Here is a 22,369-nt window from a genome sequence, read left to right on the forward strand (position 1 = left end):
ACTCCATAAGAATGCACTCATGTAAGCACGATTCATGCCAGACAAAATAGAGCTGAAAATGGCGTATTAGCTGGCTCTAACAACGTCAGCGCATGAAAAAAGCGGCAAGGATTGCCGCTGTGTTTGCCAATGCGCTGGGGAGGAAATCAATACAGGCGAATATTTTGCCAACACTTGCAGACATCGCCAAATACCATCAAGGGTATAGCCATCAAGATCAACATGGATATAACTTACAAGGCAATACCCTAGCTAGAAACTCCTCGCACCAGCACTTGCTGCGTCTGTTGCTGTGGCTGCAAGGCCTGGGCCAGCACAGACAGTGCCGCATCGGCATTGGCGGCACCGCACATAAACAGATCAATCGCAGCGTAGCCATGCTCCGGCCAGGTGTGAATGCTGATATGGGACTCCATCAGCAGCAGCATCCCCGTCACCCCTTGCCCAACGCCAAAATGATGAAAGTGTTGCTGCAGCACCGTCGCTTGCCCTGCCAGCGCCGCCTTGAGCATGGCTTGCTCAATCAGGGTTGGGTCGGATAGCACAGCGGCCAGGCAGCCTTGAAAATCAGCAATCAGATGTCGCCCCAACGGCAAGCAGGGCGAAGCAGGATGAGGGTGACTGTGAAGGTGAGTATTGGGATCAGCAGCCAGCGATAAGGCCGATTCAAGTTTCATTTATGCCCACCACCCGAGCTCCAGCCGCCCGACGAGCCACTGCTCCAGCTGCGGCTACTTCCCGACGAGCTTGAAGAGCTGCTGCTTTCGCTGCACGAAGACAGATTGAACAGCGTGCAAATCGTAATAATGGCGATGCAGTAAATTTTGTAAAAGCCCTTGCTCATTCGTCGGAATCACTTTTATTGAGTGGCCAATGTAGGATATACCCGGCCAGACCAGTCCAGAACAAGCCTTCAATCACTTCACCCCCAAAAAGCACCAGGGGCAAATTGATCGCCAGCAAAATCAGCGTGTAGCGCCAGGCCATGCTGCGCTGATCGCCACTGTCTTCGTCCGATTTGATGGTCTGCACTTTGGCCTTGCTAAACCACAGGGCAATTTGCTGATTGCTGATTTTACTCGCCTGCGACCACACCACTTCGGCGTTGTTTTTTTCCTTGCACAAGCGCTCGCTACCGTTCTGGTATTCCCATAGCTGCACCCGATCACCAACGCTCACCCGCCAGTTAAACGCCCCTGCGGCGTACACCACTTTGGCGGTGTAGCTGTCGTACATTTTGCTATAGCGCTGGCCTTTGAGCGTGGCGTGCGCATCGCTCCAGCTTTCGGGCATTTCATTCAGCACTTTGACGCGCGACCAGCCGTCTTTGGCCTCCACCAGCCACTGAAAACCTTGCTGCCAGTTATACAGCAGGTATTCGGTCCAATGCGAATCGTCATCCTCGGTCTCGGCCATCTCGATCAGACCGATCACCGTCCAGCTCACCCCGCTGATCATGGTCGAGTCGCCCACATCCAGCGTCGCATGATAACGCTCAGCCTCGGTGTGCTTGCTCAGCACCAGCGCCCGATCCCCTGAGCAATCGACTTCCGAGCCGCACGCGGCGCAGACAATTTGCGTGGCGACACCGGCGCGGTATTGCAGCTGATTACCGCAGCTCGGGCAATCGAGCACATTGGCCGTCCCCTTCAGCCGACCCGCGCTGCGCTGAATCTCGTCATCGCTGCGCAGTAATTGCGCCTGCAGATTTTTCAGCTCGACCGCTTCGCCGACATACAGCTGTGGATTGGGTTTGGCGGCATTCACATCCGAATAATCAATCGTCAGAAAGCGATCACCGCTGCGGCAATCGACCACTTTGGCCACATAGCCATTGCCAACAACAAAGGGCAATTCACCCTGCCCGCCGACGCACTGCGCAGTGCGCTTATCCGTCACCACATAAGCGCGGCCGCCGTGCTCGTAGCGCATTTCGGGCGATAGGTATTCAAACTGCGGCGCATTGGCCGCACCACCTTCGGGCAGCGGCAGCGTGAACATATACTGCCCGGATGTATCGCCCAGCCAGCCATATTTGTCGCCATCGAAGGAGACATACCACTCATTCCACAACCCCGCATCGTAGCGCAACTGAATCCGGCCAATCACCGTAAACGCGCGGCCAGCAAATACGCCTGAAGTGCCGATCTGAATCGGCGAATAATCTTCGAGCACCTTGCCGATTTTACCGATGTCTTTGACCTCATCGGCGCTGCGCAACACAGTGGACTGGCAATACTCGCACACGGAAATCGCCGAAATCGTCGAGCGAAATAAAACCTCAGCGCCGCACGAGGGGCAAGCAGTACGGAACATTAAAGGCTTTCCCAGCTAGGTAATTGTTGTATTCGGGCCTGCAAATAAAAAACTCCAGCCATCGCCAAGCCAAAAAACAATGCCCCCAACGCAGTCAAACCAACAAACATTTCCAGAGAAGTATTGTTTGGATTAAAAAGAAAAATCCATGAAAGAACACCAAACATCAATCCCCATTGCAAACCAAGACTAATTGCATTTGGGATAAATGAACCGAACAAAGGGGGTTTAATCTTAAAACCTAAAGCCCACAAAAAATTTAATTGCCAAGGCCAGCGAGCTTTTTTGAATACGCCTTCTTTCATTAATACAGCTAATGCTGCCGTTTTTTTTCTTTCAAACTCTTCATCACGAGCCATTTTTAGCCTCTCCCCGGCTGCCATTCTTCATGTTCTGCCAAACCTTCAAACGCCAGCCAAGGTTGACGATGCGAAGTCCAAATATGTTCAGTGGGCGTAGCTTGCGGGTCTTCATCTAAAGTAGCGACGCGCAATACCAATAAGGGACGCCCTTCTTTTTTAGCAACTAGATGGCTGCCACATTGAGAGCAGAAATACCGCACCTTGCCCGGCGATGATTCAAACCGACTGAGCAGATCCTCGCCACGCAGCCAGCGAAAATCGCTAGGCTCAACCCCCGCCGCCGAATTAAACGCTGCAGCATGGGTTTTGCGGCAAGTTTGGCAATGGCAGTGAGTGATTGCGCTCGCCAATCTGGCTACTTCATACCCCACAGCACCGCAAGCGCATGAACCTTTAAAGCTCATCTTCTATTCTTATCCCGCTTATCGTGATATTGATCAAACGCACAATACGCCTACATCAAGCGCAGTAGGGCGTAGTCGCCACAGGCACTACGCCGCATGCAGACTATTTGGCGTATTACCGCTTCGCGTTAAATACGCCCTACCACATTTAACCAATCAGCTTTTTCAACACTTCCGCTTTCGCACTGTCGTAATCGGCTTGGCTAATTAAGCCTTGATCGAGCAGGCCTTTCAGCTGGCCGAGTTTTGCTTGCGGGCTGTTTGGATCGGCGGCAGGCGCTGCGGCACCCTGAGTGGGTACTGGCGGCTGAGCCGATCCAGCCATCACCCCTACGCCCATACCCCCGTCAGCGCCAATTACCACACCGGCTCCTGCTGGTGCTGCAACGCCGCCGAAACCCAAGGCATTGGTCATCGCGCCCGGATTGATTGCTGTATTCATGGCATTCGCCATAGCTTGCCCAACGCCAACACCAGCGGCCATGCCTGCACCAATGCCTGCCAGACCGCCTTCGTTTTGCGCCGCGAGTGGGATTGCGTTCGCTGCCTGATATTGCGTGTAGGTTTGCATATTGCCAATCATGCCCATCGTGATACGCGTGTCGATGGCTTTTTGCAGCTCTTCGGGCAGGCTGATGTTTTCAACCGCAAAGTTATCGAGCTCAAGGCCGTATTTGGCGAATACCGGCGTCAGCGCTTCGCTGATTTTCTGGCTCATCAGGCCTTGATTGCCAGCCATATCGAGGAAAGGCACACCCGATCCGCCAAGCGCCGAGGTCATCGTTGCCACCACCAGATTGCGCAATTGCAGTTCTAAATCATCACGCGTATAGACTTCACGCGTGCCGCTGATTTCGCTAAAGAAGAGTTTCGGATCGACCAGTTTGTACGAATACACGCCAAATGCGCGCATGCGTACCATGCCAAAATCGGCGTCGCGAATGGTAATCGGCTGCGGCGTGCCCCATTTACGGCCCAGCTGCAGCCGCGTGCTAAAGAAATACACGTCCGATTTAAACGGCGACTCAAACAGCTTGTCCCAGTTTTTCAGGTAAGTCAGCACCGGCAACGTTTGCGTGGTGAGCTTATACATGCCCGCGCCAAACACATCCGCAATCTGGCCTTCATTAATAAATACGGCCATTTGCGACTCGCGCACCGTCAGGCTGGCGCCATACTGAATCTCGAAATCGGCCATCGGATGGCGATAAGCCAGTACGCCGTCGCTGTCTTCATTCCACTGCAGAATGTCGATAAATTGCTTTTTAATAAACGAACCGAGACCCATGATGTGCTCCATCTGCAAGGCAGAAAAAATTCAAACAATTAAAACAAGCTGCAAAACATGTCCAAAACCGAATCTAGGCTGAACTCACGGTTGTCGATTAAGACAAACACCCCGCATTAATCACACCGACCGCCAGCGAGATACTCCCCGCCAGTAACCCCACCGCAACGTTGTTTTCCATAATCTGCGATGGCATACCCTTGATGCATTTGACTAGAAAGGCGTACACCACAATCTGCACCACGCCGGCCAGTGCGCCCCAGATCACAAAAAATTCCAGCTGATTCAGATGCAGTGCGCTGGAGGCCAGCGCAAAGGAAAAACCAATCTGCGCGCCACCAAATGATAAAGCGGCGGCCACATTGCCTTCGCGGACCAATTTGAGTTCGTCATACGGCGTGATTTTGATGTACAGCATCGCAAAGACAATCAGCATTGCGACGCCGCTGGCGAGGTAGCTGAAATAGCCAATCAATGGCGTTAAATAGCTGTGTAGCATGCGTATTCCTTACTAGGTTCAGGCATAATCCTGTCATTCTCTACCAAATATCTAGAAATATCCATGCGAGAAAAGCTGCTGATTCTTTCGGTTTTTATTGTGGCGTCATGTGGCTTAGCCTATGAGCTGATCGCGGCGGCGCTGGCCAGCTATTTGATGGGCGATTCGGTGTTGCAGTTTTCATCCATCATCGGCTGCTATCTATTTGCCATGGGTATTGGCTCGCATTTATCCAAATATGTGCCCGAATCGCGCACGCTGGATCGCTTTATTGAAATCGAGCTGCTGGTAGGCTTGATCGGCGGCTTGTCGGCGACGCTGCTGTTTATTGTATTTGCCTGGGCAGCTGCGCCGTTTCGCTCGGTGCTGTATGTGCTGGTGTTTCTGACTGGCACGCTGGTGGGCATGGAAATTCCGCTGGTGATGCGCGTGCTCAATCAGCGCAAAACCGACTTTGCCGAGCTGGTTAGCCGCGTGCTGACTTTTGACTATATGGGCGCATTGGCGGTGTCGCTACTGTTTCCGCTGGTGCTGGCGCCGCATCTGGGTCTGGCCAGATCAGCGCTGCTATTTGGCATGGTCAATGTTGGGATTGCGCTGCTGACAACCAAGATTTTCCGCGCCGAACTGGCGCATGCCCGCCTGCATTTATTGCGTGGTGGCGTGGTGATTTTGCTGCTGGCCGGTGCGATGCTCGGTGCGGATCGGCTGACCAAGTGGAGTGAAAATACGCTGTACGGCGACGAAATCATCCACGCGCAAACCACACCGTACCAGCGCCTGCTGATCACGCAGTGGAAAAATGACACGCGCCTGTATATCAACGGCAATCTGCAATTTTCCAGCCGCGATGAATATCGCTACCACGAAGCCTTGGTGCATCCGGTGCTGGAAAAACTGCCGCAGGCTAAATCAGTGCTGGTACTCGGCGGTGGTGACGGACTGGCGGTACGCGAGATTTTGAAATACCCGAATATCAAACACATCACCTTGGTCGACCTTGATCCGGCGATGACCGATTTATTTACCCATAACGAAAAGCTGGTCGGTTTTAATCAGCGTGCGCTATCCAGCCCGAAGGTCAAAGTGGTTAACGCCGATGCCGCGCAGTGGATAGAGCAAAACCAGCAGATTTTTGACGCAATCATTATTGATTTTCCCGACCCGAGTAATTTTGCGCTGGGTAAATTGTATTCGGTGCCGATGTATCGCTTGGTCAAAAAACACCTGAGCGAAAACGGGCTGATGGTCGTGCAGTCGACGTCGCCGCTCCATGCCCCCTACTCGTATTGGTGTATCAATGAGACCCTGAAAGACGTAGGGCTCTATACCACCCCTTATCATGCTTTTGTGCCGTCGTTTGGCGAGTGGGGTTTTATTCTAGCGGGCAAGCAGCCTGGCTATACGCCACCGACAGCGTACCGCGTTAAAACGAAATTTCTGGATGGTGAAACCACGCGACAAATGTTTTTCTTCCCGCCGGATATGCGGCCAGTCAAAGTCGCAGCGAACCGGCTGAATAATCAATCGCTGGTACATTATTTCGAGCAAGATTGGTCGCAGGTGATTCGTTGATGCGCGGAATCAATCGACGGCAGTTTTTACAAAGCAGCGCCGCACTGGGCCTCGCCAGCCTGCTGCCCGCTTGCCGCGAGCTCAGCCACTATGGCATTGCTATCAAGGTGTATTTGCCTGGAGTGCAGATGGGGCATTTGCTGCGAGGCAATACCCCTATGCCAGCCCCAAAGTATGAGCGCAAGGTCAAGGTGGCCATTTTAGGCTCGGGCGTTGCGGGTTCGTTCGCAGCGTGGCGGCTGAAAAAAAGTGGCGAATTTGCAGCTGATGAAGTTGTCATCGTCACCGGCCCCGAGCGTTTTGGCAATGCGGCCGCAGGTGTGATGAATGGATTGCTTTATCCGCAAGGCGCGCATTATTTGCCGCTGCCGTCGATTGCTTCCGTCCATGTGCGCGAATTGCTGTTTGACATGGGCGTAATCGAAGCTGACCCATTTGGCGAACAGCCGACGTATAACGAGCGCGTCATCGTGCATTCACCCGAAGATCGCTTATGGCGCAGCGGCCAGTGGCAAGAAGGCGTGGTACCGCACACAGGCTTGAGTGCCGATGAGCAGGCGCAACAGCAGCGATTTTTTGCCCAAATGCAGAGTTTCCAGCAGGCCAGCGGCGCGGATGGACGCAAAGCATTTTGCATCCCCATCGCGCTTTCCAGCCAGGATGCGCAGTGGCGGCAACTCGATCAAATCACGTTTGCGACTTGGCTGGCGCAAAACGGCTACACCGCACCGAGCCTGTTATGGTATCTCGATTACGCCTGCCGCGACGATTACGGCATTGGGATCAAAGACACGTCTGCGTGGGCTGGCCTGCACTACTTTGCCGCGCGTGGCGGCGAAGCGAGCAATGCCAGCGCGGGTGCGGTGCTGACATGGCCATCGGGGTTGAACCCCATCTTGCAACATTTGCAGCAAGGCCAGACGCTGATCGACGGCATGGCGGTCAAAATCAGCGAACACGAGCAAAACGTCCATGTCGATGTGCTCCACAATGGTGAAGTCACGCGGCTGATTGCCGAACACGTCATTTGCGCGATGCCGCTGCATGTGGCGGCGAAAATCATCGATTTGCCACACTATGGCTTTGAACCGACAAAACACTTAGCGCCTCACGCGGCATGGCAAGTGAGTAATTTTCTGCTTAAACGCCACCCCGCCGAAGCGCAGTCTCATGAGCCGCACGCGATGCCACTGGCGTGGGATAACGTCGTCTACGGCAGCCACAGCTTGGGCTATATCAACAGCACGCATCAGCTGATCCGCGCCGCCAGACCTGAGCAAACCGTCTTCACCGCCTATCACGCCTTCAGCAATGAAGCGCCCGCTGCAGTGCGCGCCAGACTCGAGCACGCCAGCGCCGCCGAGCTTTACCAAACCGCAATCGGCGATCTGGCCACGGTCTACGGCTGGGATAATCCACTCACCGCACAGCGCCATATAGCCCAAGTCGAAATCACGCTGCGCGGCCACGCCATGGCCTCGCCCATCGCCGGTTTTCTAAGTAATCCGGGTGTGGCTGCATTACAAAAACAAAGCGGACGGCTGCTCTTTGCCCACAGCGATTTAAGCGGGCTATCGGTCTTTGAAGAAGCCAGCTGGTGGGGCGATGTGGCAGCACAAAAGATTCTGGCTCAAGGACAGCAGGCATAACTGTTCTTCCCGAAATACACCTATGCTGTATTTCCCTGACAGGGTTGTGGTTGTTATGCTGGAAGGAAACACGAGAAATGACTCTTTGTGGACAAGCAAAGGAATCAAATCTGAAGCAAGTATCACCAACAGCAAACGCTCAAACAGATCAATAATTCATTAAAAACAGCCATTTTATAAAAACACTCATTTTCATACAGCAGATAGTAAAGGATCTTTTGTGCCAAACAGGATTGCAGAGTGTGCCCCACTCGATTTATTGAAAAAGTACAGCTGGATTATCCTGCTCGCGACTACGCTTCTTATTCATGGTTCAAATCTATTCGCTTCGTGGCGCTTTGAAGATGGATATCTACTTAATAATGCAGCACCTTACTCACCCTTGCTGTTCTTTGTTGATGCAGAGGTCTCCAGGCAATTTTCCTACGCCTATATCACGCCATGGCAAGGTGTCTTTTTTCACATTAGCGCTGCCATCAATACTCCATTCTGGTCTTATTTTTTGTTACTCACCATTATTTTTCTCTGCGCACTGTTAACCTATCATTTATTAACACGCATTATTTCTCCTGAACTTTCACTTTTTGCTTGTTTATTTTTTCTACTCTCACCAGGAACTGTTGCCATTGCAGGCATGCTAATGACAGCCCATTATGCACTAGGGCTTTTATTCTTTCTCATCACTTTAGCTACATTCTCAAGCAAAAACAGAAGCCTCTATATGATTTCTGTCGTTTCTTTTGCTTTTGCCTGCCTATGCAAAGAAATATACATCCCGCTGCCGATTGCATTATTTTTCATATTTAATGGAAACTTGAAAAATCGCATAATAAAAACAATGCCATTTATTTTGGCATTGGCAGTCTATTTCCTGTGGCGCTGGCATGTACTTGGTAGTTTTCTTGGGAGTACCGCTGGCAACAGTGGCTCCCCACTCCCTTGGGAATCGTTTTTTTCGCAACTAGTGCAAGCTCTATTAGGACATGGAATTAGTGCATGGATACTGCTCACTATTATCGCATTTATCATATTTTCATCCTTACGAATGAAAATCATAAATACTCAACCCAACTTTTTCATCATTGCCACCTCTTTGGTACTGTTTCTAATTCCATTATTCGCAATACGTCGTTTCGGCTTTGATGGTCTAGCAACACGTTACGCATTCTTTCCTGCATGGGGATTAGCAATTGGATTGGCTTACTTATGTCACCACATGCAAAATACAAATAAAAACATCAGAACACTGACCCCAATCGCCCTACTTATATTTCTTATTCCTTCCACATTCAATTACAAATCATTTTTAAATGAGGCAGCTCGACCAATGGAACAAGTATATCGGGCACTCGAATCGAGTTACAACAAAGAAACGCTCATCATTGTTCCTTCTTTCTCTGGAACAGAATATGTAGCTCATTACTCAGATCTGCAAGCAACAAACAAACCAACTACATCAGCAAAACTGCTTAAAATTGAAGAAGATTTATTTTCCATCAACTCCAGTCAGACCGTACTAATTTATAACAACGAATGTAAATGCCTGAAAGATAATTACCTACAGGCAATTAAATTGCGAAATGATTTAATTAATGAACTACGTTCAGGGGTCGGTCGGCAATGGAAAGGGGAAGTAAAATTCGAAATGGATCACTCTTTACATTCGGGCAAAGTAGTATGGCAATTCGAGCCATGGCGTGATGGACATTATGAGTTTCGCAGCGATTTTTTAAGTATTAATTTGCCTGCAGCAGGTAGTTCCCGTTTTGGAGGATCCTATGCTGCACGCCCATGGCGATTTTATATCCGTTATCGATCACCGCAAGGATGGGCAGTTCAAACGCCATGGTTGCTGATGCCCATAGCTCATGACACAAAAGTAATATGGGATGAAAAACAATCATGTCATTCACCATGGTGTAAAAATTGAATAATTACTTGCAATCTCTTAATCGATAAGAACAAATATCACAGTGCAATTCAATTTTTAGCATTAGCAAATTAGTCAATTTTTCATCAAAGGCTTCAAATGTTACCTTATCAATTACTCAATGTCTTTGTCACCGACGATATCTGGTCGGGTAATCCGCTGGCGGTATTCAAGCCTGAGCATGATTTAAGCGACGAAACCATGCAGCAGCTGGCACAGCAGATGAATCTGTCTGAGATTACCTTCGTTCGTCCCAGCACCACGCAGACGGCTGCCGATGCTGAGGTGCGGATTTTCACGCCCAGCTATGAAATGCCGTTTGCCGGGCACCCCACTTTGGGCACGGCGTTTGCGGTTGCTCAAGGGCAAGACACCGTGAAATTGGCGATGAAAGCGGGAGTTATTCCGGTGCAAGTGACGCCCGATCTGCTGACCTTAACCGCGAATACGCCCACATACCGCGATGCGCCAACGCATGCCGAGCTGGCAGAGGCGCTGAGTATCAATGCCATACAGATCAGTGCTACCCCGCGCTTTGTCAATACCGGCACCGAGCAGTTGATTATTCCACTCGATAGCGCCGAGAGTGTGGCGCAATGCAGCCTGAATCTAGCGCTTTTCGAGCGCGTGGCCGCCAATAATGAAGGCCGCTCTGGCGCGCTGGTTTGGGCCTGGCAGGATGACACCGTGATTGCGCGTTATTTCTGGTCGCAACACGGTCAAGCCGCCGAAGATTTTGGTACTGGGTCGGCGTGTGCAAATTTAGGCGGCTGGCTGCTGGCAGAAAATGCAGTGCTGCCTTTGCAACTGCAAATGGAACAGGGCCATGGCATTGGACGTATTGCCCGCTTGAGCTTATCCATCAAAGCAGACAGGCAGATACAGGTAGGGGGTAAGGTGCGCCAGATTGGGCGCGGCGAGTTTGATCTGGGTGGATACGTCGGAAGACGTTGAAATAGGTCGGAATAGGTCGCCGAGGGGCTGCATTCACAATCCACTAGGCAGCGTGCGTCAGCGCTGCGTCTTATTCCTGTCGAGCGCTGCCCGCTGGCGGGGTGGCGGCTGAGGCACTTGGCGGCTTTGTACTGGCGCAGACAATCGCCGCCATCACACATAGCAGCGCCAGGCCATGCGCCACAGTGGCACTTTCCCCCAGAAAAATCATGGCATACAACATGGCCGCCACCGGCAAGGCGGCGGTAAACACCCCGGCTTGTTGCGCCGGAACATGCTGGATGCCTTTCATCCACAGCCAGAATGACCAGACACTGGCCGCCAGTCCATACCAGATGATCATTCCCCAGCCGGGTAAATCGATCACGGCAAAATCAAACTGCCAGAGCGTGCCCAGACTCAAGGGCAGAATCAGCAACAAACCGATCAGATGCGTGTATGCACAAATCTCAATTGCCGCGAGCGACTGCGTCAGGCGGCGCGACAAAATAACGTAAATAGATTCACAGACCACGGCAGCGGCAATCAACGCATTGCCCAGCAGGGTGCTTGCGCCACCGCCATCGGCTTGCGAGACATTGATCATCAACATGCCGATCACGGCCAGTACCACGGCCAGCACGGCACGGGCGTGCAGTTTTTCGCGCAGCACCAACCAGGACAGCACGATCACCACCGCTGGGATGGTGCTGGTAATCACCCCGGCGGCCATGGCGCTGGTTTGCGTCAACCCGTAGAGCATCAGCAAAGTAAACAGAAACGTACCGAACAGTGCCTGCAAAAACAGTCCCAGCCATTGCCGTCGGCTGACTTGCTTCATCCGTGCAAGCCGGTAGTGCGGCAGCAGAAACGCCACGCCGACCACAAAGCGCATCAGCGTAAACAGCAGCACCGGCACCACCATGACAATGGCTTTACCGATGCCGACATTGGCACCGACAAGCGCCATGGATGCGAGCAAATACAGCGAGTAGCGATTGAAGTTCAAGGCCATGCCTATTTGAAGTAGAAAACTGGCGAAGTGGAAAACCAGCGAGAGAACGAACCTGAGGAAGCGGTGAGTACCAGCAGGCACTCACCGACAGAGATAGCAGCGTCAGTGACCGTGTTTATGCGTGGGCGCTGCTTTCCAGATACGCCGCACGCACTTCCGGGCTGGCGAGCAATTCTTTGCCCGTACCGCTGAGCACAATTTCGCCATGCTGCAAGACATAGCCACGATGGGCAATGCGCAGCGCATGGTGGGCATTTTGCTCGACCAGCATAATGGTCATGCCGTCACGCTCGTTCAGCTCGCGGATAATATTGAATACCTGCTTGATATACAGTGGCGCTAGCCCCAGCGATGGCTCATCGAGCAGCAGCACCTTGGGCCGACTCATCAGCGCGCGGCCAATGGCCAGCATTTGCTGCTCGCCACCGGATAAAGTCCCGGCCCGCTGCTCCAGCCTTTGCTGCAAAATCGGAAACATGCCGTAAATCCGCTGCAAATCGGCCTCAAAATGCGCAGGATCACTAAAAATGCTGCCCATTTGCAGGTTTTCCAGCACGCTCATGCGCGAAAAAATATGCCGCCCTTCCGGCACCAGCGCCAAGCCGGTACGGGCAATATCATGCGTGTGATGGCGACTGATATCCTGCCCCAGAAAACTGATGCTGCCCGCCGATGCACGCGGCTTGCCAAACAGGGTATTCATCAGCGTTGATTTGCCAGCACCATTGGCACCAATCAGCGTGACAATCTCCCCCTCCTGCACATCAAGAGTCACGCCGCGCAAAGCATGAATCGCGCCGTAGTGCGCATGAACATCTGTATATTGGAGCATCAGGCCGCCTCTTCTTCTGTCGTATCCTCGATTTCTTCTTCGCCCAGATAGGCTTTGATGACTTCGGGATTATTCTGGATTTGCTCTGGAGTGCCTTCGGCGATTTTATTGCCAAAATTCAAGACGCAAATATGATCCGATACTTTCATCACGACATTCATATCGTGCTCGATCAGCATCACGCCTTTGTGATGTTCGCGTGTCAGATACAGCAGCAAATCATTGAGCTCGGCCGATTCGCGCGGATTGAGCCCCGCTGCGGGTTCATCCAAACAAATCAGCAGTGGATCAACACATAATGCACGGGCGATTTCGACGCGACGCTGTGTACCGTAAGAGAGATTGCCGGTTGGCATATTGGCAATATCGCGTAGCTTCAGACGGGTGAGCCACATTTCGGCTTTTTCCATCGCCGCCTCGCTCGCTTGCCGGTAGGAGGCCAACCCCAGCAGGCCAGCCAGTGAAAAGCGGGATGCTTTTTGCAATGCGTTATGCTGCGCCACAATCAGGTTTTCCAGCACCGTCATATTGGGAAACAGGCGGATATTCTGAAAAGTGCGCACGACACTGGCCTTGCGTGCAACCAGATGCGAGGGCATTTTTTCCAGCAACAGCGCGCCGTGCTCCGGGTGATTCATTTGCACGCTGCCGGTTGTGGGTTTGTAAAAGCCGGTCAGGCAATTGAAAAAGGTTGTTTTCCCTGCGCCATTGGGACCGATAATCGAGGTGATTTTGCCCCCCTCTATCCCCAGTGACAGATCGTTGATGGCCGTTAAACCGCCAAAACGCATCGTCAGGTTTTTCACTTCAAGCAGATGGCTTTGTTGATCGCTCATTTTTCTACTCCAGCGAGCACTTTGCTCGGCTCACGACGAGAAATCAGTCCGCCCGGTTTCCAGACCATGATCAGTATCATTGCGGCACCGAACAGCAACATCCGGTATTCGGAGAAATCACGCCCCAACTCGGGCAAGATCACCAGCAAGCTGGCGGCGATCACAACGCCAAACTGGCTCCCCATACCGCCTAGCACCACAATCGCCAAAATGGTCGCCGATTCGGAGAAAACAAAGCTCTCTGGCGAAATAAAACCCTGCCGTGCCGCAAAAAACACCCCGGCAAAGCCGCCCAGCATGGCGCCAATCGCAAACGCAGATAGTTTGACATTGGTGACATTCATGCCCAGCGCCTTGCAAGCGACCTCGTCTTCACGCACCGCCTCCCAGGCCAGCCCGACTGGTAATTTGCGCAGCCGTGCAATAAACAGATTGGTCAGCAAAGCCAGTACCAGAATCAGGTAGTACAGAAAAATCACCCGATGCTCGCTGGCGTATTCCAGACCGAAGAATGACGCAAAAGTCGCGCCATCATCGCTATCAGGCTTGAACGGCAGACCAAAAAAGCTTGGGCGTTCAATCGAGCCAATACCATTGGGGCCACCGGAAAATTCGGTCCAGTTAATCAGGATGACACGGATAATCTCGCCAAAACCCAGCGTCACAATCGCAAGGTAGTCACCGCGCAAGCGCAAGGTGGGCCAGCCCAGTAAAATCCCGAACAGGGCAGCAAGCGCTCCGGCAACGGGCAGGGTTTCCCAGAAATTCCAACCAAACTGCGTCGACAACAGCGCATAGCTATACGCCCCAACGGCATAAAAAGCGACATAACCCAGATCAAGCAACCCGGCGAGCCCAACAACGACATTCAGCCCCCAACCCAGCATGACGTAGATCAGCACAGTGGTGGCGGTATCCACCACGTAGCGGTTATCGGAAAAAGCAATCGGCAGCACCAGCGAAAACCCGAGCAGGCCGTAGCCCAGCCACTTCAGCCAGGGTCGTGGTGTAGCAAGCTCTAGCGTGCGGGTACGCTGACGCGTCAGACGCTTGAGCTTGAATTGGTCAATGGCAAACTGCAGCGCCAATCGCCCGAAAAACATCGTTGCAACAAAAGCGAGCAACCACGGCCAGCGGGTGGCCACCATCAATTTGCCACCTGCATCGACGGTATGCAGACCGATCATCGGTATACCGAGCAAAATCGCAATCAGCGCAACATTGGTCGCATCCTTGAGCCGCTCGGTGAGCGTGACTGTATGTGTTCTGGCCTGAAATGTTGTCATCACACTTTCTCCACTTCAGGACGGCCCAGCAAACCGCTAGGGCGGAACATCAGCACCAGAATCAGCAGTGCAAACCCGGCCACATCCTTGTATTCCGGCGAGTAGTAGGCGCTCCAGAATGATTCAAGCATGCCAATGATCAAACCACCCAGCACAGCCCCCGGCAAGGAACCAATCCCGCCCAGTACCGCAGCGGTAAACGCCTTGAGCCCGGCCACAAAACCGATAGCAAAATCAACCACGCCGTAATAAATCGTGACCATGACGCCAGCAATCGCCGCCAACGCTGCGCCCAGCATAAAGGTCAGGGAAATGGTGCGGTCTACATTAACCCCCAGCAAGGCGGTCATTGTCTGATCCTGCTCGCAGGCGCGCTGCTGACGCCCGAATGAAGTGCGGGTAATGAGGTAGGTAAAGATCGCCAGCAGGATCACCGTCACTACAATAATCATCAGCTGGGTATAGGAGAGAAACACGGTAAAGCCATCAAAAGTGAACAGATTAAACTGCCCCGGCATCATGTCGGCAATCGGTTTGACACGGGCGCCCTGGGTCAGCTGAACCATATTTTGCAGAAAAATCGACATGCCGATGGCTGAAATCAGTGGTGCCAGGCGTGGAGCGGTACGCAAGGGGCGATAAGCCACCCGCTCGACAGACCAGCCGTACACGGCAGTAAACGCCATCACCACCAGCAAGGTCACCATCAGCGCCAGCGGCACCGCGCTGATACCCAGCGCAGCCAGTAAAGTAATTACCGTCACGGAGATAATGGCCGCAACCATATAAATATCACCGTGGGCAAAATTGATCATCCCGATAATGCCGTACACCATGGTGTAACCCAGCGCGATCAGGCCATACACCGAACCCAGTGTCAGCCCGTTGATGAGCTGTTGAATAAATTGTCCCACTGTGTCCACCTCTCTATGGATTCGCGGCAAATCCTGATCATCATCAAAGCGGCTCTACCCAAATCCTGCCACGATGACTAGGGTGGCGGGTTTATCGGCTGATGAATGTATCCGGTTTGCTCGCTGGATTTTATTTCCAGAAATAAGCTGATCAGGGCTGCCACGGTGTTGACCGGCTGCAGCCCTGATACCGGGTCTTATTTCACCGCTTCGTACTTATTGCCTTTCCATTGGTAAACAACAAAAGCCGGCACTTTCAAATCGCCTTTGGCATCAAATGACATTTTGCCAACGACGGTATTAAAGCTGCCGCCCGCCAATGCCTTGCGCAAATCGTTGTATTTCACGCTTTTGGCCGTAGTGGCTGCTTGTTGGAAAAGCTGCATGGCCGCATACGCGTACAGCACATAGCCATCGGGCTCAACCTTGGCGGCACGGAAACGTTTCACCACATCGGCCGCAGCCGGATTGGCACGTGAATCAGGCGCAAAAGTGAACAGCACGCTATCGGCATTGCCCCCTGCGGCAGTGACGATTTCATTATTACTTAGCGTATCACCGCCCATCACCATCAGCTTCATACCTGCCTGCTGTGCCTGACGCAAAATCAGCGCTACTTCAGTGTGATAGCCGCCGTAAACCAGTACCTGCACGCCAGCCGCTTTCATTTTCGAGACAATGCCGGAATAGTCTTTCTCACCGGCGGTAATCGATTCACGCAAGGCGGGTTTCATGCCTTTGGCCTGCATGCCTTTGGCGGTTTCATCAGCCAGACCCTTGCCGTAAGCACTCTTGTCATCCAATACCGCCACTTTCTGCCCGGCAAAGCGTTTGGCCACATAAGCGCCCGCGACACCGCCCTGCTGATCATCACGCCCCATAATGCGGAAAATGTTTTTCAGCCCGCGCTCGGTCACTTGCGGATTGGTTGAAACCGTGGCCATCGGGATTTGTGCTTCGTTGTAAATATCAGAAGCAGGAATCGTCGAGCTTGAACACCAGTGCCCGTGCATAAAGACAATTTTTTTGTTCACCATGGCATTGGCCACCGAAACAGCCTGTTTTGGATCACAAGCATCGTCGCCAATTTCCAGCTTCAATTTCTGCCCGTTCACGCCACCCTTGGCATTGATGTCGGCAATCGCCATTTCGGCACCGCGCTTGATCTGCTCACCGGCTGATGCGTAGGCGCCGGTCATGGGCCCGGCAATCGCCACCGAATAATCGGCGTACGCTTGTGCGCTCAATATGCTTGCGATGCAAGCACCGGCAACTGACAATTTTTTGTGCAAGGTGTTCATGGGTATCTCCTGAATTCGATTCGGGCATTCATGCCATCAGTGGCTAGTCAAAAGTTTTCACACCAAGCGTCAAGCCGCCATAATTGAGAACTTCTGCTGTCTACTTAGCGATGTATGCCGCCAGCAAGCGTGATTGTTTATTGTTTAGACCCAGCTTCTGCCTGCATCACGCAGACAGACAAAACAGCAAAATGACAGGTACAGCTGCATGTAAAGCTACAACATAATTTCAGACTCCTCTGTAAGTATTTTCCTTAGTTCAGATAGGCGGGAAACTTATGCAGCTGATTTATCCGCAGGCTGGCGCGCGTGCGTCCAGGACGAAGCCAGCACGCCGCCCAGCAGCAGAACAATCGCTACGCTTTCCAGCATGCGAGGCCAGCGCACCTCGTAGACAAAGCCATACAGCAAGGCAAAAACTGTTTCAAAAATAAGCAGTTGCCCGCCCAACGTCAGCGGCAGACGGCGCGTTGCTGCGTTCCACAAACCAGTGCCGATCACCGACGGCCCCACCGCCAGCGCAGCCATCAGCAGCAGAAAATTCAGCGAAATCTGCTCAGCGGGGGCACCACCGATCGCTGGGGAAAAATACAAAAATGCCAGCAAAAAAGCCATTAACCCTGTCAGCAAACCAGTCAGCAAAGACCATTCATGGCTACCTAGATCAGGCCTTCGGCTTAAATGCCGTGCATTGCCAATGGCATAAAAGCTCCACGCCAGCAAAGCCCCAAAGGCAGCCAGTAAGCCGAGCAGCTTGCCCGACTGATTCTGCGCCAGGTCATCTGCCAGCTCGCTGGCAAAAACGTCATAACTGATACAGGCCGCCCCGGCGACAATCGCCAGCAGGGGCCAGAGCAGATGCCGCAATGCAATGGCATCGCGCTCACGCGCGCCCACCAACGTCACCACCACCGGCACCATGCCAATGACCAGCGATGTGGGCGCAACGCCAACGTATTGCACCGCCACCACCAGTAAAAAGTAATACAGCAAATTGCCCGATACGCTTAAAGCGGCCAGCACCAGCCAGTCATGCTGGCTTAGCCGTGGCAAGAGCTGACGCAATAGCGGCAGCAACAGCAATAGAGACACCAGCCCATAGGCCACATAGCGCCCGGTCATCAGCGCCATCGGGCTAAATTCGCCCAGCCAGCGCGGCACCAGAAAAACCCCACCCCACACTGCACCCGCCAGCGCGCCGTAGACCAAACCTTTAACCATATTTCCTCTAATCAGCCGGGCCGATATTCCGCGCGCCGTCAAAGCCATGCCTTGGTAGCGAGGCAGAAATTGTGCTGGGGTTGAAATTGATCAACAAGGGGTATTGCTTTAAAAGCCTTATCAGCAATGAATCACATGGCAATACCCATTATCATTTTTGCCACTACCCCAGCGCCATCAGGGTGGTATTACCACCTGCGGCAGCCGTATTGATGCTGACTGATCGCTCGGCAATCAGGCGGCTTAGCTCATAATCGCGGCCCTGTTCCAGCATCTGGCTAGACCAGCCCTGCGCCTGAATAATGGCGCCGTCTCTGCTGGCCAGAGCTTGATTCAAGGCCAGCAAACCAGCGGCGTCTCCTTCAAACAGCACGGCGTCGAATGGCCGCTCTTGAGCCTGCTGGCGATCAAGCACCCGGATCCGGGACTGCAGCGATGCAGGTATCAGCTCAAGAAGCTGACGCACGGCGGGGACATCGGCAAAAATCGCCTGATTACCGCTGGCCAGCACTGCAGTCCATTGCGCCAATGCGCCCGTCAGCGACTCGCACAAGCACAGCACCACACCGCGCGGCAGCATGAAATACCGGTTTTGCTCGCCCGTCGGGCCAGGTAAATCCAGATAATCGGCCTGTTTCAGCTGGCCGAGATAGCGTGCGCAGCGTTGTGCTGCGCCGCCGTGCACGGGCAAGATCGCCTCGCGAAACGCTGCCAGATCGGCCAGCGTATTGGCCGATGCCAACACTGGCGCTTCAATCCGCCGTGTAAGTAAACGCTGCAGATACAGCGGGCCACCCGCTTTGGGGCCTGTGCCCGATAGCCCTTCGCCGCCAAACGGCTGTACGCCGACCACGGCGCCGATCACATTGCGGTTTACATAAATATTGCCAACATAGACACGGCCCAGCACATGCGCAATGGTTTCGTCGATCCGGCTATGCAGACCAAAAGTCAGGCCATAACCCGTTGCCCTGATCTGCGCGAGCATATCGTCCAGCTGCTCGCGCTGATACCGGATCACATGCAGCACCGGGCCGAATACTTCGCGTTTCAATTCGGATAAATGGCCGATTTCGATCAGTGTCGGGGCGACAAAAGTGCCGTTGCGGCATGCTTCGGGCAAGGGCAGCGAAAAAGTTTGCGCAGGGTTGAGCTGCATAATATGTTGCAGAATTTGCGCTTGCGCATCTCGATCAATCACCGGCCCCACATCGCTGGCCAACACAGCGGGGTTGCCGATTTGCAATTGCAGCATGGCACCTTTGAGCATGTCCAGCACATGATCGGCGATCTCGCTTTGCAAACACAGCACACGCAATGCCGAACAGCGCTGCCCTGCCGAATCAAAGGCCGACATAATCACATCGCCAACCACCTGCTCGGCCAGCGCAGACGAATCAACAATCATGCAGTTTTGCCCGCCAGTTTCGGCGATCAGGGGAATGGTGCGACCTTCCTCGTCCAGCCTTTGCGCCAGCACTTTGGCCAGAATGCGCGCCACTTCGGTCGAGCCAGTGAACATCACGCCTTTACAACGCGAGTCGGCAATCAGCGCCGCACCGACGGTCTCGCCCTGCCCTGGCAGCAATTGCAAGGCATCGGCAGGAATGCCGGCCTGATGCAAAATACGCACCGCTTCGGCGGCGATCAGCGGCGTTTGCTCGGCGGGTTTGGCGAGCACCGGATTGCCTGCCGCCAGCGCGGCGGCCAGTTGCCCGACAAAAATTGCCAGCGGAAAATTCCACGGGCTGATGCAGACCACAGGCCCTAGCCCTTGATGCGTCTCGACTCGAAAATCCTTGCCGATTTGCGCGGCGTAATAGCGCAGAAAATCAACGGCTTCGCGCACTTCGGCAATCGAATTGGGCAGCGATTTGCCCGCCTCGCGCACCAGCAAGCCCAGCAGCACCGGCATCCGCGCTTCAAGCAAATCGGCAGCCCGATTCAGGCAGGCTGCGCGCACGGCAATGGCAGCACTAGGCCAGCCAGATTGCGCAGCGTGGGTATAGGCCTGTAGAACATCGTCAGTGCTGGCTTCAAGCACATACCCTACTATATCGCGATGATCGGCAGGATTAAGTACCTGCTGCGCCTGAGCCAACACGGCATCAATATCGACGATTGGACGATCTGCCAGCATGGCGGCCGAGCGCCATGCCGTCCCGGCGCTCTCCTGCAATGCGCTCGCCAGCTTGGCCAGTTGCTGCTCATTGGATAAATCCAGCCCGCGCGAATTGCTGCGCTCGTCGCCGAATAATTGTCCGGGCAAGCCAATCTGCGCATGGGGCGAATACAGCGGCGCAATCGCGCGCGCCTGCGTAAACGGATCAGCGCTCAGCTCCGCCACGGGTACTTGTTCGTCGGCAATGCGGTTCACAAACGAGCTATTAGCGCCGTTTTCCAGCAAGCGCCGCACCAGATAGGCGAGCAGGGTTTTATGACTGCCAACCGGCGCATAGATCCGGCATGGGCGGGAGAGCTTGCTCACCGCCTCCTCGTACAGTGGTTCACCCATCCCGTGCAAACACTGGAACTCATACTGGCCAGGGTAATACGCAGCCTCGCCGCCCGCCATATGGTAGATACTCGCCAGCGTCTGGGCATTGTGCGTGGCAAATTGCGGGTAAATCTCCACCGGCGCGGCGAGCAATTTGCCCGCGCACACCTGATAAGCCACATCGGTGTAGATTTTGCGCGTGTACACCGGATAGTCATCCAGCCCATCAAGCTGGGCGCGCTTGATTTCGCTGTCCCAATAAGCACCTTTGACCAGACGGATCATCAAGCGGTGCTGGCTGCGGCGAGCCAGATCAATCAGATAATCAAGCACCAGCGGCGCGCGCTTCTGATAAGCCTGAACGACAAAGCCAATGCCGTTCCAGCCTTTGAGTTCGGTGTCAAAACACATCGCTTCCAGCAGATCGAGCGAGATCTCCAGCCGGTCGGCTTCTTCAGCGTCAATATTCAGACCAATATCATAATCACGCGCCAGACGCGCCAGACTGAGCAGCCGTGGCAATAATTCGCGCATAACTCGCTCTTGCTTGGCACGCGAATAACGCGGGTGCAAGGCGGATAGTTTGATGGAAATGCCCGGGCCTTCATAAATACCGCGCCCATTGGCGGCCTTGCCAATGGCATGAATCGCCATCTCATAAGCGGCGTAATAGCGCTGCGCATCGTCTTCGGTCATCGCCGCTTCGCCCAGCATATCGTAGGAATAGCGAAAACCTTTGGGTTCAAATTTGCGGCTGTGCCTGAGCGCATCGGCGATGGTTTCACCGCAGACAAATTGCTCACCCATCATGCGCATCGCCATATCCATGGCCTTGCGAATCAAGGGCTCGCCGCCTTGCGCGACCAGACGGGTCAAGGTGGCCCCCAGCGATTTCTCATCATGGACGCTGACCAGCTTGCCCGTGAGCATCAGCCCCCAGCTTACGGCATTGACAAACAGCGACTCGGATTGCCCCAGATAGTTAGACCAGTCGCCGCCGCTGAGCTTGTCACGGATCAGGTTGTCGCGCGTTGCGGCGTCCGGGATGCGCAGCAGCGCTTCGGCCAGACACATCAGCGCGACGCCTTCCTGACTTGATAATGAAAACTGCTGGATCAGACCTTCAACGCCACCACTTTTTTTGCTGCGCAAGGCTGTCACCAATTGCTGCGCCAGCGCGCTGATTTGCGCAGCCTGAGCCGCATCCGGTTGCAGCTCCGAGGTCAGCAAATCACGAATGCAATCGGCTTCCTTGCGGCGATACGCCGCCGTAATTGCCGCTCGCAAGCCGGACTGCTGCGCGATGGAGTCCGCAAACTGGATAAAGTGCGATTCGTAATGCGTTGAAGTTTGGGTCATTTCGGCACATCTCGGCAGGGGCAAATTGGAATGGGGCAGCGTGGCGGCAATCCAGGGTAGTCAATATCGGCCCGATCACACTGAAAATCGCTGCCAGTAAGTAGCGAACCGGCTTGAAAATCTTGCTGTATCGTATTATGTAGTCGACAAAA

18 protein-coding genes are annotated in these 22,369 nt (G+C 53.6%); 4 read left to right on the top strand and 14 right to left on the bottom strand.

The window, feature by feature from the left end:
- Nucleotides 1-248: 248 nt before the first annotated feature.
- The 6 genes from speD to ABHF33_RS04280 all read right to left on the bottom strand — a co-directional run bounded on the left by speD (nt 249) and on the right by ABHF33_RS04280 (nt 4,869).
- Nucleotides 249-677, bottom strand: coding sequence for an adenosylmethionine decarboxylase (gene speD, locus ABHF33_RS04255; protein ID WP_348945789.1), 429 nt, complete (start codon nt 675-677; stop codon nt 249-251).
- A 163-nt stretch (nt 678-840) separates the two neighbouring features.
- Nucleotides 841-2,316 carry a DUF4178 domain-containing protein gene (locus tag ABHF33_RS04260; RefSeq protein WP_348945790.1) on the bottom strand — a complete coding sequence of 492 codons (1,476 nt, stop codon included), beginning with the start codon at nt 2,314-2,316 and terminating at the stop codon, nt 841-843.
- Nucleotides 2,316-2,675 (bottom strand): DUF6404 family protein, encoded by a 360-nt coding sequence (locus ABHF33_RS04265; protein WP_348945791.1) that lies wholly within the window; start codon nt 2,673-2,675, stop codon nt 2,316-2,318. The genes ABHF33_RS04260 and ABHF33_RS04265 overlap by 1 nt, the downstream gene beginning before the upstream one ends.
- A gap of 2 nt (nt 2,676-2,677) precedes the next feature.
- Nucleotides 2,678-3,082 carry a GFA family protein gene (locus ABHF33_RS04270; RefSeq protein WP_348945792.1) on the bottom strand — a complete coding sequence of 135 codons (405 nt, stop codon included), beginning with the start codon at nt 3,080-3,082 and terminating at the stop codon, nt 2,678-2,680.
- 148 nt (nt 3,083-3,230) lie between these two features.
- A complete protein-coding gene (locus ABHF33_RS04275; protein WP_348945793.1) occupies nt 3,231-4,370 on the bottom strand; it encodes an SPFH domain-containing protein in 1,140 nt (379 codons plus the stop codon).
- Between the two features lie 97 nt (nt 4,371-4,467).
- Nucleotides 4,468-4,869 carry a DUF350 domain-containing protein gene (locus ABHF33_RS04280; protein WP_348945794.1) on the bottom strand — a complete coding sequence of 134 codons (402 nt, stop codon included), beginning with the start codon at nt 4,867-4,869 and terminating at the stop codon, nt 4,468-4,470.
- A gap of 63 nt (nt 4,870-4,932) precedes the next feature.
- Here ABHF33_RS04280 and ABHF33_RS04285 point away from each other — a divergent pair, with 63 nt between their 5' ends.
- The 4 genes from ABHF33_RS04285 (at nt 4,933) to ABHF33_RS04300 (ending at nt 10,977) form a co-directional block, all read left to right on the top strand.
- The gene (locus tag ABHF33_RS04285) at nt 4,933-6,444 is read left to right on the top strand and encodes a polyamine aminopropyltransferase (RefSeq protein ID WP_348945795.1); all 1,512 of its coding nucleotides are present in this window, start codon (nt 4,933-4,935) and stop codon (nt 6,442-6,444) included.
- A complete protein-coding gene (locus ABHF33_RS04290; RefSeq protein ID WP_348945796.1) occupies nt 6,444-8,093 on the top strand; it encodes an NAD(P)-binding protein in 1,650 nt (549 codons plus the stop codon). Before ABHF33_RS04285 ends, ABHF33_RS04290 begins: the two co-directional genes overlap by 1 nt.
- Before the next feature lie 220 nt (nt 8,094-8,313).
- Complete coding sequence (locus tag ABHF33_RS04295; protein ID WP_348945797.1) at nt 8,314-10,023, top strand: hypothetical protein; 1,710 nt, start codon at nt 8,314-8,316, stop codon at nt 10,021-10,023.
- A gap of 99 nt (nt 10,024-10,122) precedes the next feature.
- Nucleotides 10,123-10,977 carry a PhzF family phenazine biosynthesis protein gene (locus tag ABHF33_RS04300; protein WP_348945798.1) on the top strand — a complete coding sequence of 285 codons (855 nt, stop codon included), beginning with the start codon at nt 10,123-10,125 and terminating at the stop codon, nt 10,975-10,977.
- A 70-nt stretch (nt 10,978-11,047) separates the two neighbouring features.
- Here the strand turns inward: ABHF33_RS04300 and ABHF33_RS04305 are convergent, their stop codons facing one another.
- From ABHF33_RS04305 to putA, 8 genes are all read right to left on the bottom strand, one after another.
- Nucleotides 11,048-11,965 (bottom strand): DMT family transporter, encoded by a 918-nt coding sequence (locus ABHF33_RS04305; RefSeq protein WP_348945799.1) that lies wholly within the window; start codon nt 11,963-11,965, stop codon nt 11,048-11,050.
- Nucleotides 11,966-12,086: 121 nt separating this feature from the next.
- Nucleotides 12,087-12,803 carry an ABC transporter ATP-binding protein gene (locus ABHF33_RS04310; RefSeq protein WP_348945800.1) on the bottom strand — a complete coding sequence of 239 codons (717 nt, stop codon included), beginning with the start codon at nt 12,801-12,803 and terminating at the stop codon, nt 12,087-12,089.
- Nucleotides 12,803-13,639, bottom strand: a complete 837-nt coding sequence (locus ABHF33_RS04315; protein ID WP_348945801.1) for an ABC transporter ATP-binding protein — start codon at nt 13,637-13,639, stop codon at nt 12,803-12,805. Before ABHF33_RS04315 ends, ABHF33_RS04310 begins: the two co-directional genes overlap by 1 nt.
- A complete protein-coding gene (gene livM, locus ABHF33_RS04320; RefSeq protein ID WP_348945802.1) occupies nt 13,636-14,925 on the bottom strand; it encodes a high-affinity branched-chain amino acid ABC transporter permease LivM in 1,290 nt (429 codons plus the stop codon). The genes ABHF33_RS04315 and livM overlap by 4 nt, the downstream gene beginning before the upstream one ends.
- On the bottom strand, nt 14,925-15,839 hold the full coding sequence (locus ABHF33_RS04325; protein WP_348945803.1) for an ABC transporter permease subunit: 915 nt from the start codon (nt 15,837-15,839) through the stop codon (nt 14,925-14,927). The genes livM and ABHF33_RS04325 overlap by 1 nt, the downstream gene beginning before the upstream one ends.
- 197 nt (nt 15,840-16,036) lie before the next feature.
- Nucleotides 16,037-17,140: a branched-chain amino acid ABC transporter substrate-binding protein gene (locus tag ABHF33_RS04330; protein WP_348945804.1), complete on the bottom strand. Its 1,104-nt coding sequence runs from the start codon at nt 17,138-17,140 to the stop codon at nt 16,037-16,039.
- 276 nt (nt 17,141-17,416) lie between these two features.
- Nucleotides 17,417-18,361 (bottom strand): DMT family transporter, encoded by a 945-nt coding sequence (locus tag ABHF33_RS04335; protein WP_348945805.1) that lies wholly within the window; start codon nt 18,359-18,361, stop codon nt 17,417-17,419.
- Between the two features lie 163 nt (nt 18,362-18,524).
- Nucleotides 18,525-22,217 (bottom strand): trifunctional transcriptional regulator/proline dehydrogenase/L-glutamate gamma-semialdehyde dehydrogenase, encoded by a 3,693-nt coding sequence (gene putA, locus ABHF33_RS04340; protein WP_348945806.1) that lies wholly within the window; start codon nt 22,215-22,217, stop codon nt 18,525-18,527.
- Nucleotides 22,218-22,369 lie beyond the last annotated feature (152 nt).

Origin of the sequence: Chitinibacter sp. FCG-7, from assembly GCF_040047665.1 — a bacterium.
GTDB lineage: Bacteria > Pseudomonadota > Gammaproteobacteria > Burkholderiales > Chitinibacteraceae > Chitinibacter > Chitinibacter mangrovi.